This is a genomic window from Kluyvera cryocrescens NBRC 102467, from assembly GCF_001571285.1.
In the GTDB taxonomy this organism is placed as follows: domain Bacteria; phylum Pseudomonadota; class Gammaproteobacteria; order Enterobacterales; family Enterobacteriaceae; genus Kluyvera; species Kluyvera cryocrescens.
In genome coordinates this window covers 155,487-167,878 of the sequence record NZ_BCTM01000008.1, presented here as the reverse complement: position 1 = coordinate 167,878, position 12,392 = coordinate 155,487, and the positions used below count along the sequence as shown (strand labels likewise).

15 protein-coding genes and 2 pseudogenes are annotated in these 12,392 nt (G+C 52.1%); 12 read left to right on the top strand and 5 right to left on the bottom strand.

Features of this window, described 5'->3' with window-relative positions:
• Nucleotides 1-90: 90 nt before the first annotated feature.
• Together KCR01S_RS06750 and KCR01S_RS06745 are read right to left on the bottom strand one after the other, a co-directional pair.
• Nucleotides 91-633 (bottom strand): toxin YdaT domain-containing protein, encoded by a 543-nt coding sequence (locus KCR01S_RS06750; protein ID WP_061281423.1) that lies wholly within the window; start codon nt 631-633, stop codon nt 91-93.
• Nucleotides 634-652: 19 nt separating this feature from the next.
• Entirely contained in the window at nt 653-880 is a 228-nt protein-coding gene (locus tag KCR01S_RS06745) for a helix-turn-helix domain-containing protein (RefSeq protein WP_061281420.1), read from the bottom strand.
• Nucleotides 881-989: 109 nt separating this feature from the next.
• Here KCR01S_RS06745 and KCR01S_RS06740 point away from each other — a divergent pair, with 109 nt between their 5' ends.
• Genes KCR01S_RS06740 through KCR01S_RS25600 form a run of 3 tightly spaced genes read left to right on the top strand, consistent with a single transcriptional unit; the run spans nt 990 to nt 2,468 of the window.
• Complete coding sequence (locus KCR01S_RS06740) at nt 990-1,688, top strand: XRE family transcriptional regulator (protein ID WP_061281417.1); 699 nt, start codon at nt 990-992, stop codon at nt 1,686-1,688.
• A gap of 41 nt (nt 1,689-1,729) precedes the next feature.
• The gene (locus KCR01S_RS06735; protein ID WP_156478749.1) at nt 1,730-2,182 is read left to right on the top strand and encodes a hypothetical protein; all 453 of its coding nucleotides are present in this window, start codon (nt 1,730-1,732) and stop codon (nt 2,180-2,182) included.
• The gene (locus KCR01S_RS25600) at nt 2,169-2,468 is read left to right on the top strand and encodes a hypothetical protein (protein WP_244886200.1); all 300 of its coding nucleotides are present in this window, start codon (nt 2,169-2,171) and stop codon (nt 2,466-2,468) included. Before KCR01S_RS06735 ends, KCR01S_RS25600 begins: the two co-directional genes overlap by 14 nt.
• Before the next feature lie 18 nt (nt 2,469-2,486).
• On the opposite strand, the gene KCR01S_RS06725 is transcribed toward KCR01S_RS25600, so the two are convergent.
• On the bottom strand, nt 2,487-2,702 hold the full coding sequence (locus tag KCR01S_RS06725; protein WP_174522454.1) for a hypothetical protein: 216 nt from the start codon (nt 2,700-2,702) through the stop codon (nt 2,487-2,489).
• Nucleotides 2,703-2,937: 235 nt separating this feature from the next.
• On the opposite strand from KCR01S_RS06725, the gene KCR01S_RS06720 reads away from it, so the two are divergent.
• The 7 genes and pseudogenes from KCR01S_RS06720 (at nt 2,938) to KCR01S_RS25095 (ending at nt 8,544) form a co-directional block, all read left to right on the top strand.
• Nucleotides 2,938-3,246, top strand: a complete 309-nt coding sequence (locus tag KCR01S_RS06720) for a cell division protein FtsZ (protein WP_369691439.1) — start codon at nt 2,938-2,940, stop codon at nt 3,244-3,246.
• An 11-nt stretch (nt 3,247-3,257) separates the two neighbouring features.
• Complete coding sequence (locus tag KCR01S_RS25330) at nt 3,258-3,425, top strand: YdaE family protein (RefSeq protein WP_167348817.1); 168 nt, start codon at nt 3,258-3,260, stop codon at nt 3,423-3,425.
• A gap of 141 nt (nt 3,426-3,566) precedes the next feature.
• Entirely contained in the window at nt 3,567-6,572 is a 3,006-nt protein-coding gene (locus KCR01S_RS06715; RefSeq protein WP_061281407.1) for a RecE family exodeoxyribonuclease, read from the top strand.
• Nucleotides 6,535-7,627: pseudogene (locus tag KCR01S_RS06710) on the top strand (recombinase RecT). Before KCR01S_RS06715 ends, KCR01S_RS06710 begins: the two are co-directional and overlap by 38 nt.
• A gap of 34 nt (nt 7,628-7,661) precedes the next feature.
• Complete coding sequence (locus KCR01S_RS06705; protein WP_167348816.1) at nt 7,662-8,072, top strand: PerC family transcriptional regulator; 411 nt, start codon at nt 7,662-7,664, stop codon at nt 8,070-8,072.
• A 2-nt stretch (nt 8,073-8,074) separates the two neighbouring features.
• Nucleotides 8,075-8,383, top strand: coding sequence for a DUF7740 domain-containing protein (locus tag KCR01S_RS06700; protein WP_061281401.1), 309 nt, complete (start codon nt 8,075-8,077; stop codon nt 8,381-8,383).
• A 7-nt stretch (nt 8,384-8,390) separates the two neighbouring features.
• A pseudogene (locus KCR01S_RS25095) lies at nt 8,391-8,544 on the top strand (DUF4060 family protein).
• Between the two features lie 238 nt (nt 8,545-8,782).
• Here KCR01S_RS25095 and KCR01S_RS06690 read toward each other — a convergent pair.
• A complete protein-coding gene (locus KCR01S_RS06690; RefSeq protein WP_061281398.1) occupies nt 8,783-9,976 on the bottom strand; it encodes a tyrosine-type recombinase/integrase in 1,194 nt (397 codons plus the stop codon).
• Nucleotides 9,977-10,246: 270 nt separating this feature from the next.
• Nucleotides 10,247-10,420, bottom strand: a complete 174-nt coding sequence (locus KCR01S_RS25090; RefSeq protein WP_146751533.1) for a YciY family protein — start codon at nt 10,418-10,420, stop codon at nt 10,247-10,249.
• 143 nt (nt 10,421-10,563) lie between these two features.
• On the opposite strand from KCR01S_RS25090, the gene cls reads away from it, so the two are divergent.
• Together cls and KCR01S_RS06680 are read left to right on the top strand one after the other, a co-directional pair.
• On the top strand, nt 10,564-12,024 hold the full coding sequence (gene cls / locus KCR01S_RS06685) for a cardiolipin synthase (protein WP_052284416.1): 1,461 nt from the start codon (nt 10,564-10,566) through the stop codon (nt 12,022-12,024).
• A gap of 33 nt (nt 12,025-12,057) precedes the next feature.
• Nucleotides 12,058-12,387, top strand: a complete 330-nt coding sequence (locus KCR01S_RS06680) for an HI1450 family dsDNA-mimic protein (RefSeq protein WP_061281395.1) — start codon at nt 12,058-12,060, stop codon at nt 12,385-12,387.
• The last annotated feature ends 5 nt before the right edge of the window (nt 12,388-12,392 follow it).

The window sequence follows — 12,392 nt, the reverse complement described above, 5'->3', positions numbered from 1 at the left end:
CAATTACCTACCGTTTTTGCACTAGAAAGCCGTTGGTGTTCGAGCACCGCGGCTTTCGCCATTTCACTTCGATTGTTTTTCATCGATACCTCACATAAGGCCCGGGGCAACAGCTGCTATCCCGCTGAGAACCTGAGCCATAGCTTCAACCGGCAGTAGCCCGAGCAGATGCTCGATCCCCTCACGAACCTCTTTCACCATCTGGTGCTGTGGCGCGCGAAGCATCAGCGCCTGTTTCGCCTCGCTGACCTCCTTCTCCATCGCCGCATAGCGCGTCATGAAGTCATCCTGCTGCGCCAGGCGGCCCCGGAATTCCAGAGGGAGAACCGCAGTTATCGCCGGGGTCAGTAGCTCGATATTGCGATGCGCCGCCACGGTGGTGCCGTCGAGCCAGCGGAACAGCTTCTGTCGCCGGCGGCTCAGGTCGTCAGGGAAGTCCAGCGCGCCGCCGCCCTGCCGTTCCCATTCCTCGACGATCAGACCAGCGACTACGTCCTGATTGTTGATTGACATCGCCCAGGCGCGGACGGCATCACGGATTTTTTCCGGTGATACGCTTTTCGCTGGCTGATAACGGTTTATCAGTGGCTTAGTGGAAAACGAGGTATCCTGGTGAAACGTAAGTGATTGCATAGTGCTTTCCCTTTCGTGGTTAGAATTGGCTGCTGTTTGAACTAAGCAACATGGCAAGGTCTGGACGAATGTCAGCGGGTTTAACCTTCCCGTTGGTTGCCGACACGATTTTCATGACGTATCGCGCATCAATGCCGCCGCCATGCAGCCATCGCCAGACCGTAGGCTGAGCAACACCGCAGAGATCTGCGAGTTTCTTTTGGCTGCCAGCAATGTCGATGGCGTGTTGGATGATTTTGTTGGTCATTTTCAATTCCTAAAAGTATTGAACAAAACAATAATAGCAATGCGTATTGCCCTGAGCAATAGCAAAACGTGTTTTGACCATCAATACGCAAGCGTATAAATTAAAAACTATGAAAAAAGAAACTCTTGCTGAACGCCTGAATCAGGCAATGGAACAGTCGGGAATGTCTCAAGGCGCTCTTGCGAAGGCGTCGGGTGTTGCCCAGCCAACTATCTGGAGGCTAACTAGCGGCAATGCGCGAGGGTCGACCAAGATTGTAGAAATTGCGAATGCGCTTGGGGTTCGAACGGAGTGGTTGTCTACGGGAATAGGCCCTATGAGGGCTGACGGCCAACAACCGACTTTTATTGCTCCTGTTAAAACAGATCCAAATATCTTCAGGGTTGACGTTCTCGACCTAACAGTCAGCGCTGGTCCCGGAATCATTAATAGTGAGTTCGTGGAGGTATTACGCTCCGTGGAATACTCCGTTGAAGATGCTCGCCAGATGTTTAACGGTCGCAAACAGGAACAGATCCGCATCATCAACGTTCGCGGCGACAGCATGTCAGGAACGATTGAACCGGGAGATTTGCTGTTTGTGGATATTAGCGTTCAACACTTCGACGGTGACGGCATTTACGCCTTCATCTACGACGATACGTCGCATGTTAAGCGCCTGCAGAAGATGAAAGACAAACTCCTGGTTATCTCCGACAACCCTACTTATCGACCGTGGGAGCCGATTGAAAAGGAAGAGATGAACAAAATCTTCGTCTTCGGCAAGGTGATCGGAAGTATGCCGCAAACTTATCGGAAGCATGGCTGAAAACACAGCTGACCCACCGTTCACTTAGTATAAAGAGGTTAATGATGGCTGACATCAAAGGAAAAATAGCCTTTGTTTACCCTTCGCGCTATTCATTAGGTTTAACTGTGGGTGAAACCAAGCCTAATATTTCTATAATTTGTGACAGTTACCCCTCAGAGCAAACCATCGCCATTAATTTTGGTGTAATTGATTTTAATGGCACAGATAATTATTCGCTGGAAGTATCTATTTTTCACAATGATGAAGATGTAACTATTCCTGCAAAAAAAAGTAACCTGTTCAAGTATGACCCTAGATGGGGTGATACTGGTGAGTTTGTAGCAGAGATGGCGGTCATAGATACTTTTGTGGCCACAGCTCCGGGCTACTATCGTATTAAGCTCCAATTGTTATTTAGAGACTCAAACCCAGAATCTGTGTGGGAAGTTATCGATGTCGCTAGCGCCTATTTTTCAGTGTCGACTAAGTGGAAAAGCAATGATGCCATATGATAGGAATGTTTTTCAGCTACCCAATGGAAACCTTGATGCTTCAAATGAAATAATACATGATGAGAAGCACGGTGGAGGCAATGGCGGAGGCGATGACATGCAAGCAAGAGTAGCTAAGCTCGAATCCGACGTCGAGCACATGAAAAACACCCTTAAAGAAATTAAAGATGATGTCAGAGAAATCAAGCGTGATGCGCGAAGTGACTTTCGCATTTTATTTGGTGCCATCATCGCTGTGGCACTAGGCCTTGCCGGGTTAATGGCTAAAGGATTCCACTGGCTATAGCATTGGCAACCCGTCCAATCAGGTTTTGTACTGCCCATTCCTCACGAACTCCGCAGCATCCCGCAACACTCCTTTGTGGATCACATTGCCCACAGCTTTCCGCTTCGCTTCCAGGCTATCCGCAATAGCATCCCGACTAATCACTCCCCCGCCAATAATCAACTCAACAACCGCCCCGCCAATCTCGCCAGCGATGAAAGCTGCGCGATCTTCCAGCAGTTCATCACGTGACATATCCATTCCCAAGCCCATAGAGATACCCTCTTTGATGTTTTTTTGAGCATAACACGCACATTACTAAAAAATAAATTCCTTTCGCTATCAATCTTTTAATACTAATTCAAACCAATAAATAGCAATACGTATTGATACAACCAATACCCATTGCTATTATCACCTCATCGCGAAACACAACGCGCATAAGGTTCAACAACGTTCCGCTAGCCGGCGACAAGGCAAGACACAAAAAGTGGGCTTCGCGGTGGTGAATTGCAGAGTGAAAAAGCTCAACCGTGGGTATCAGCTACACGGCGCCACCAGCGAAGTTCACTTAAGAAAACTGGAGAACATCATGGTTCATCAGCACTACGGCACACAGACGATCAACCGCGGCGCGGTTCTGCCCGGAATGCTCGTCAAACACAAAGACGCAACCTGGACTGCATCAGCCAACGCACGAGGTCGTTTGTATCTGCATCGCGGCGTAGAGCGCACTTATACAACCGAGCTTTTGGTTGAAGTGTTTCTGAATGGTGTAGGCAATGCCCTTAGTCATTAACGGGGGGAGATATGCAAGAGAAGAAATGCGCTTACCGCCTCTGCGGAAAGCCAATTGAGCAAGGAAAAGAAGTGAAGAACACGCTGACGTTGATCCACGGCGCGCAGCTGACGCACGAAGAGCGCGATTACTGCTGTGTACGTTGTGCTTCATACGACCAGATGGCTCACGAGTCATAACGTAAAAACCCGCGCAAGGCGGGCCTGTACGTCCGGTGCTTCCGACCAAAGTTACACCGGAATTTATACCAAACCAAAAAGACACCCAATGGGCGCCATCAATGGCCCGGGGATTCTAACACCCAAAAAAGAGGATCTCACATGGAATTCTTTAATGTGGTTAAAGCCACTCAGAAATCCGGCAAGAAAGATGCAGTGATTTGGCGCAGTGCGAAATCAGAAGCGCGCGCAAATCTTCAGCTCGATGTTGATCTGGAAGATGCCGGAATTGAGACCGGTCGCGGCAAGGATTACCAGAAGCCAATCCGTACTGACTTCCCGGTATTTAACGACCTGCCAGAAGAAGGCGTGGTTGATTTTTCCTGGTGCGAACGCTACGAACTGGCCGACGACCAGCGCACCTGGCAACTGAAACCCGGCGCGGCGCCGCAGGACTCTTTCCACCAGGAAGACGTTGCAGACAACAATTTAACCACTGAGCTGATGGCCGAAGAGAACGGCGACCGCAAGGTCGAATACTCAGACGACGCGAACGCAGAGTTTCAGCTGGTCACCATGCCTTTCCGCATCCAGTTGCTGGCGCAGCTGTGCTCCGAAACAGGCCACGTTTACCACATCAGCATCCCACGCCGTAAAGAGCTTTCAGCGTTAGAAATGGACATGGATAACACCTACGTTCAAAACCTGCTGCTGGCCGTAGAGAACGCGCCAGAGGTTAAAGCATACGACATGCCAAGCCTCTGGAAGCTGACCGACGCAGTGCAAAAGGCATTGTCACAGACGAAGCGCCATGAGCTGAACCACTTTATTCAGTTCGTTAAAGCGTGGGTGAGTACCGAATACATCGATCGCGTTCTGCTGGTCAAAGAATGGCAGAAAGGCAACCGTGTAGCGCTGATTCAGCGTACCGACGTAAAAACCAATGCTGGCGGCGGTAATAAGACAGACCGCAACCCAACTCTTACACACACGCTGGACACCCTGGACATTGAAATTGCGCTGGCCACTCTGCCAATGGATTTCAACATCCATGATATCCCCGGCGGTGTTTTCCGTCGTGCAAAAGAGATCGTCAGCAAGAAAGAAAGCCCGTTCAAAGAATGGTCCGAAGCTCTGCGTAAAACGGCTGGCATCCTGGATTATTCGCGCGCTGCTATCTTCGCGCTCATCCGTGGCGCCGCAGAGAACGTTCACCACTTCCCGGTCAGCCTGCAGACGTATATCAAGGCGAACCTGACGGAATCCGACCACGAACACCCAACCGAAGAAACCCTGGCGGCGGCCGGAAACGTGCCGGAAAAAAGCTGGGAAAACGAGATTAACGAGCAGGTCGCAGCAGAGCAGAAAGCCGCAGCCAAACAACCAGAAATCGCCAACGTAGGTGGAGGCATTTTCTCCATCGATGGCCTGATGAACGCCCCAGCAAAACCGACCGAGGAAACCACCAATGAGCCGATGGAAGAGACTAAGCGCACCGAAGGCGAAACTAACGATGCGGTATCAGCAGGCGAAGGTGCTGTGGAAGATGATCCGCAGACAGATACCGTAGAAGAAATTGTGTGCACCGGTTGCGGCGCTGTCGGCGGTGGCCACTGCCCGGAATGCGGGCCCGTTGCTGGCGATGCTACTTACGCAGCAATGGAAGCGGATTTGAAAGAAGAAGCTGACGCGCAGGAGCTTGAAAACTGCAACGCGGATATTCTGGCCGCCGCCGCGCCAAGCCTGGCGAACCATGAAGCGGCAGATGTAAACCAAAAACCGGAAAACGTGACTCAAAATGACGGTTCTGTGCATCAGGAAGCCCAAAATGCGCATCAAAGCAGCCCAGAAGTGAATCAGCCAGAACCGGTTGCCGAATACCCTGCTTTCTTCGAACCGGGCCGTTATGAAGGTCTGCCAAATGAGGTTTACCACGCGGCTAACGGCATCAGCTCAACACAGGTGAAAGATGCTCGCGTGTCCCTGATGTACTTCAACGCGCGCCATGTTGAGAAGACCATAACGAAAGAACGATCTCCGGTTCTGGATATGGGCAATCTGGTGCATGCGCTGGCGCTGCAACCTGAACAACTGGATGCCGAATTCAGCGTTGAACCGGTCATCCCGGAAGGTGCATTCACCACAACGGCAACGATCCGGGCGTTCATTGATGAGCATAACGCCAACCTGCCAGCGCAGCTATCTGCTGACGATATCAAAGCGCTGCTGGAAGAGTACAACGCCACCCTGCCGCCGCAGGTGCCGATGGGTGCATCGCTGGAAGAAACCGGGCAAAGCTACATGGCTCTGCCTGCGGAGTTCCAGCGCATTGAAGAAGGTCAGAAGCAGACGGCAACGGCGATGAAAGCCTGCATCAAAGAGTACAACGCCACCCTGCCGCCGCAGGTGAAAACCAGCGGCAGTCGTGACGCTCTGCTCGAGCAACTGGCGGTGATTAACCCTGACCAGGTCGCGCAGGAAGCACAGAAGCCTCAACCGTTGAAAGTCTCCGGCACGAAAGCAGACCTGATTCAGGCTGTGAAAACCGTTAATCCGGATGCGGTGTTCGCCGACGAACTGCTGGATGGGTGGCGCGAGAACCCGGAAGGGAAAGTGCTGGTCACCCGTCAGCAGTTGAGCACCGCGCTGGCCATTCAGAAAGCTCTACTCCAGCACCCGACAGCCGGCAAGCTGCTGACGCACCCTAGCCGCGCTGTTGAGGTGAGTTATTTCGGGTTCGACGACGAAACCGGGCTGGAAGTCCGTGTGCGTCCGGACCTGGAAATCGACCTGGATGGTGTGCGTATCGGTGCCGACCTGAAAACTATCAGCATGTGGAACATCAAGCAGGAAGGCCTGCGCGCCAAGTTACACCGGGAGATCATCGACCGCGATTACCACATCAGCGCAGGCATGTACTGCAATGTCGCCGACTTTGACCAGTTCTTCTGGATTTTCGTCAACAAAGACGAGGGTTACCACTGGGTAGCCGTTATCGAAGCGTCTGAAGACTTGCTCGACCTCGGTCTGCTGGAGTATCAGCGCACTATGCGCGCATTAGCACAGGCATATGACACCGACAGCTGGCCGGCGCCAGTCACTGAAGATTACACCGACGAACTGAACGATTTTGACGTGCGCCGCCTTGAAGCGCTGCGCCTGGCTTAATGGAGGATTTGACCATGCAAAATACTAACATCATCACGACAGAGCAGGCTCCGAACACCATTTCAGCCAGCAACGCTGTCTTCAACGTGCAAGCGCTGGGACAACTGACCGCATTCGCCGACCTGATGGCGCAGTCAGCCGTTACTGTTCCCAAGCACCTGGCCGGTAAACCTGCCGACTGTATGGCGATTGTCATGCAGGCCATGCAGTGGGGAATGAACCCGTACGCGGTAGCGCAGAAAACCCACCTAGTTAATGGTGTGCTGGGTTACGAAGCCCAACTGGTTAACGCGGTGATTTCCAGCTCAAGCGCGATTCAAGGCCGTTTCCATTACGAATATGGCGGTGATTGGGAAAAAATTGCCGGTCAGAAAGACGGGCGCGATGAGTTAGGCCTGTTTATCCGCGTTGGCGCAGTCCTGCGCGGTGAGGCGGAGATCACCTGGGGTGAGCCAATCTACCTGGCCGACATCACCACCCGCAACTCACCGTTGTGGAAGACAGCACCGAAGCAGCAGATCGCTTACCTCGCAGTGAAGTACTGGGCCCGCCTGTACTGCCCGGAAGTCATCTTGGGCGTTTACAGCCCGGATGAAGTTGAGCCGCGCACAGAGAAAGAGATTAACCCGGCGCCGCAGCGCGTAAACCTGAAAGAAATTGCAGGTGACACAGTTTCAACCACCAGCAGCGCACGGGAATCCACCGTGAATGTTGATGCGATCGCTGACGAATTCCGGGACCGGATTGATTCTGCCGAAGATGTGGACGCGGCAAAAGCAGTCGGTGAAGACATCAATCAGGCGAAAGCAACACTGGGCTCAGCGCTGTACACCGAACTCAAGAACAAGGCTACGCAGCGTTATCACCGGGTTAATGCTCGCAACAAAATCGAGGCGACTATTAACTCCCTGCCGAACGCCGGCGAACCGGATGCGTCCGAGTTGTTCGCGAAGGCAGAAGCAACACTCAATGCTGCGCGCCGTCACCTGGGCGACGAATTGTATGAGCAGTTCCGCGTAACCCTCGACGATATGAAACCGGAATACGTTGGCTAACGGAGGTCGGCCCCGTATGGGGCCGGATACCAGCATGGTAAGTAAAATTGAACGTCAGAACGCGGTCGCTAATTACCTGCTTGATAACCCGCAGGCCAGCCCCGCAGAGATCAGCGAAGCCCTTTGCATTACAGATCGGAACTTGCGACACATCATCAATTCACTGATCGATAGCGGGACGATTGCCCGGTGCAAACGCAGTGAAGACTCCAGATGGTACCGCTTTGTGCTGAATACTCGGCATCTCGGCAAGTCCGGCGGCCAATCAGCAGAATCAAACCAGCTTAGCCAGTTGGAGGTGGTAGCGACTCAATTAGAAAAGCGCGGCCTGTGGCGCCGGGCGGCGACAGTCTGGGCCGAATTATCCCGCATGCAGAAGACTGTAACCGGCGTGGCCATGATTGCGTCGCGGCGTAACCGCTGTATTCGATTAGGGAGAGCGTAAACATGAGCCTGAAACACCGCCTTCAAGAACTGGAAGCCAGCATTGAACCTGCTGCGCTGCGCGCGGCTGCAGACGAGTATTCCGACCTGCTGCTGACATTGTGCCTGTGCATGAAGTTGGCCGGTCCGACCCGGGCGAACGTCCGCGCCTGCGCCACCTCACTGAAAGGCCGCCTGACAACCTGGCACAGCCAGAAAGAACTGAGCGCCATCCTCAGCAGCTGGGACCCTGTTGGTTATGTCCTCGGCCTTCGCCGGGAAGCGAACCGCGCCGCCGCCAGCAATGGCGATCCGATTGATGTGTTTGTGTGAGGTGAGCATGAAGCTAATTAACCGCGGCAGCAAGCAATCACCTATCGCGCGTCAGGCATGCGAGATAGCGCTGGCAACACACCAGAAACGCTACGGCGACTATGGACGCAGCAATGACGGGGATGCGCCGGCTGCGTGCGCTACCGGGCCAGGTGAGTTGATAAATACTGAAAAATGGCCCGGCATGGGCCATTGGAGAAAAACGATGGATGATATTTTGCTGACGTCAGACCTGACCAGTCGATACAAAATTTCACGCAAAACCCTTTGGTCATGGCAAAGCGTGGACACGATGCCGCGAGGTTTCATAAGTCCATTCCCACAACCGGACTTCCCGGGCAACCCTAATCGTTGGCGCGCTGAGTCGGTCAAAGAGTGGGAAGGAAGAAAACGGATCAATTAGCTAAATGGCTCATCAATGATCTTTTCAAGATGGCTCTGCCAGACGCGGAGCCAATGCTTTTGGTCATCGATATAGTCGTGCAGGTTGTAGTGTGCCATGACTCCAACCATCTGGTGACCGAGTATCTTTTCAATAACATGTGGCGGGCAGCCAAGCTCTGAGAGATTTGTCGCGATTGTCCTTCGCATGTCGTGTAGAGACCATTCATCCATTCCGACACCTCCCCATATAGACCGCGCATAATTTGAAGCTACTGGCGGAAGCACTGGGCTGTCTTTTATCTTACCCTCAACGAGACGCTGAGACGTCACCAGGTGGACCGTGTTAATTTTCTTAAGATGGTTTTTTATCAGTTCTACCGCGGCGTCAGATAGCCCTCGGCGTACGCTAACTCTGGTCTTGTAACTCCCAGCAGGAACACTCCACTCGTTTTCATCCAGACGAAACCAGGATCGTTCACTAAGACGAATTTCTGCAGTACGGCATCCGGTCAACATAACAAACTTGACCAGAAACACCGACTCAATCGACATATGATTTTTCAGCCACTGATAAATCGTGCGTAACTCATTGTCATCAAGGCGGCGGGTTCTTTTTTTTGGTTTTTGCCCAACGTCCGTTGGAAGCAGTCCTTCCAGGGGGTTAGTACAAATCACTCCCCTGTTGATACAAAACCTGAATGCTCTTTTGCATAACGAGAGCATGTAGTGGGCCATCACCCTACTCTCCATTCTGTCAAAAGCCTCAATCCAATGAAGCCTTGTTGAATTATCAACTTTCACGTTCATCATTGGTTCTGCAATATGCTTTGCGAAGACCAGACGATAGTAATCAACTTTGGCCAGCCCATTAGCAATGCAGTGTCTTTCTATCCAATAGTTGAACGCCTCGGCGACTGACATTGAATCCTGGCGGGTCATTTTTTCCAGTTTGACCTGTTCCCGCGGATCTAATCCATCTGTTAGCCAGGCTCTGAATTGTTGTCGCCGGTCTCTTGCCTGAGCGATGCTCATTGCGGGATAATCACCGACATTAAGTTTTACAGCTTTACCGGCCCACCTGTAGCGGTAGAAGAACGAGACCTTGCCCGCCTGGCTGATTCTTGCATTTAGTCCGTGAGAATCTGAGACAACCTCTATCTCATCGCGTTTCTTGCCAAGGGCCTTCCTGAGCTTTGTGTCAGTGATCATTGAATGGGTACACATTTGGCTTTTGAGTACGCAAAAGTGTACACAAAACCCAATGCTCAAAGATACTCGCAATGTAACACTTGTACTCGAAGTGTGATGGTTAAGGACTGGAAAGTTAGGCGAGGAAGGGGTTCAGCGTAACAGAACGTTTTTAAGCGGAATTCTTCGAAATAAGCCGGATGACAATTTAAAAAAGTATTCTGATATGCCGCTGGCGTGACGCCAGCCGGAAATGACAGAGGGCACCATAGACGGTGCCCTTTTTTACCATCAGAGTTCGTAAATGGCATAAAGCAAGCAATTGCGCTGCCGGCCGACAATGCATTTTCTGATGGCATGGATGCGCATGTTACGACGCGACTGAGATTCCAGCCAACGCGATTTGCGGCGGCTTGCTTGTCTCAGCATCCGCCAGCGCCCCACTTCTGGTCTACTACGCTTCATTTCTAACGCTCTTTCTAATAAAGACGGCTCATTATAGCCCCTTGCCAAACGCTGACCAGCGCTTTCTCGTCGCGTTTTTATTTGCCAGATGACCTGTGATGCGTAAACTCATAACAACTGGCTTTCAAAAGGATTTTCGAAATATGACAACCGTCTACACCGTAGTAAGTTGGATGGCTATTCTGGGGTACTGGTTGTTAATCGCCGGGGTAACATTACGTATACTCATGAAACGCCGCGCAGTGCCATCGGCTATGGCCTGGCTGCTTATCATTTATATTCTGCCGCTGGTGGGAATTATTGCCTATTTGTCGCTGGGTGAGCTGCACCTTGGTAAACGTCGCGCCGAACGCGCCCGCGCGATGTGGCCCTCGACGGCGAAATGGCTTAACGATCTCAAAGCCTGCAAACATATCTTCGCCGAAGATAACAGCCAGGTCGCCTCTTCCCTGTTTAAACTGTGCGAACGCCGCCAGGGCATCGCAGGCCTGAAAGGTAATCAGCTACAGCTTTTGACCGAAACCGATGACGTGATGCAGGCGATTATTCGTGATATCCAGCTCGCACGGCATAATATCGAAATGGTTTTCTATATCTGGCAGCCCGGCGGCATGGCCGATCAGGTGGCTGAATCACTGATGGCAGCGGCTCGCCGCGGCGTTCATTGCCGCTTAATGCTCGACTCCGCGGGCAGCGTAGCCTTTTTCCGCAGCCCGTGGGCGGCCATGATGCGCAATGCCGGTATTGATGTGGTCGAAGCGCTTAAGGTCAATCTGATGCGTGTATTTTTACGGCGCATGGATTTACGTCAGCATCGTAAAATGATCATGATCGATAATTATATTGCCTATACCGGCAGTATGAATATGGTCGACCCTCGTTTCTTCAAACAAGACTCTGGCGTGGGGCAATGGATCGATCTGATGGCGCGTATGGAAGGCCCTATCGCAACCGGAATGGGGATTGTCTATTCCTGTGACTGGGAAATTGAAACCGGTAAACGGATTTTACCCCCAACGCCCGACCTTAATATCATGCCGTTTGAAGAGGCCAGCGGTCATACCATTCAGACCATCGCATCGGGTCCCGGCTTCCCGGAAGATCTGATCCATCAGGCATTACTGACAGCGGCCTATTCCGCACGCGAATATCTGATAATGACCACCCCCTATTTCGTTCCCAGCGACGATCTGCTGCACGCTATTTGTACCGCCGCGCAGCGAGGCGTTGACGTCAGCATCATTATGCCTCGTAAGAATGATTCGGTGTTGGTGGGTTGGGCTAGTCGCGCATTCTTCACTGAACTGCTGGCAGCCGGGGTTAAAATTTATCAGTTTGAAGGTGGTCTGCTGCACACCAAAAGCGTGCTGGTCGATGGCGAGCTGAGCCTTGTCGGAACGGTCAACCTCGATATGCGCAGTCTGTGGCTCAACTTTGAGATAACGCTGGTCATCGATGACGCAGGATTTGGCGCCGATCTGGCGGCGGTACAAGACGATTACATTTCACGCTCACGCTTGCTGGACGCGCGGCTGTGGGTTAAACGCCCGTTCTGGCACCGTATTGCCGAACGGCTGTTTTACTTCTTTAGTCCGTTGCTGTAAAACGTGCCCATCAGAACTTAACAGGTAGTCATTATGGATATGGATTTAAACAACCGCCTGACCGAAGACGAAACGCTCGAACAGGCATACGATATTTTTCTCGAACTCGCGGGGGATAATCTGGACCCTGCGGATATCATCCTTTTCAACCTGCAGTTTGAAGAGCGCGGCGGCGCCGAGCTGTTTGACCCGTCTGAAGACTGGAAAGAACACGTTGATTACGACCTGAACCCGGACTTCTTCGCAGAAGTAGTGATTGGTCTGGCCGAGACTGACGGGGGCGAACTAAACGACGTTTTCGCACGTGTGCTGCTGTGCCGCGAAAAAGATCACAAACTCTGCCATATACTGTGGCGTGAATAATAAAA

Excerpts from the sequence above, each read along its gene's own strand:
- cls (WP_052284416.1), top strand. The coding sequence starts at position 10,564 with ATGACAACCGTCTACACCGTAGTAAGTTGGATGGCTATTCTGGGGTAC.
- KCR01S_RS25600 (WP_244886200.1), top strand. The coding sequence starts at position 2,169 with ATGATGCCATATGATAGGAATGTTTTTCAGCTACCCAATGGAAACCTT.
- KCR01S_RS06740 (WP_061281417.1), top strand. The coding sequence starts at position 990 with ATGAAAAAAGAAACTCTTGCTGAACGCCTGAATCAGGCAATGGAACAG.
- KCR01S_RS25330 (WP_167348817.1), top strand. The coding sequence starts at position 3,258 with ATGCAAGAGAAGAAATGCGCTTACCGCCTCTGCGGAAAGCCAATTGAG.
- KCR01S_RS06745 (WP_061281420.1), bottom strand. The coding sequence starts at position 880 with ATGACCAACAAAATCATCCAACACGCCATCGACATTGCTGGCAGCCAA.
- KCR01S_RS06690 (WP_061281398.1), bottom strand. The coding sequence starts at position 9,976 with ATGATCACTGACACAAAGCTCAGGAAGGCCCTTGGCAAGAAACGCGAT.
- KCR01S_RS06705 (WP_167348816.1), top strand. The coding sequence starts at position 7,662 with ATGGTAAGTAAAATTGAACGTCAGAACGCGGTCGCTAATTACCTGCTT.
- KCR01S_RS06715 (WP_061281407.1), top strand. The coding sequence starts at position 3,567 with ATGGAATTCTTTAATGTGGTTAAAGCCACTCAGAAATCCGGCAAGAAA.
- KCR01S_RS06750 (WP_061281423.1), bottom strand. The coding sequence starts at position 633 with ATGCAATCACTTACGTTTCACCAGGATACCTCGTTTTCCACTAAGCCA.
- KCR01S_RS25090 (WP_146751533.1), bottom strand. The coding sequence starts at position 10,420 with ATGAAGCGTAGTAGACCAGAAGTGGGGCGCTGGCGGATGCTGAGACAA.
- KCR01S_RS06680 (WP_061281395.1), top strand. The coding sequence starts at position 12,058 with ATGGATATGGATTTAAACAACCGCCTGACCGAAGACGAAACGCTCGAA.
- KCR01S_RS06725 (WP_174522454.1), bottom strand. The coding sequence starts at position 2,702 with ATGTCACGTGATGAACTGCTGGAAGATCGCGCAGCTTTCATCGCTGGC.
- KCR01S_RS06735 (WP_156478749.1), top strand. The coding sequence starts at position 1,730 with ATGATGGCTGACATCAAAGGAAAAATAGCCTTTGTTTACCCTTCGCGC.
- KCR01S_RS06700 (WP_061281401.1), top strand. The coding sequence starts at position 8,075 with ATGAGCCTGAAACACCGCCTTCAAGAACTGGAAGCCAGCATTGAACCT.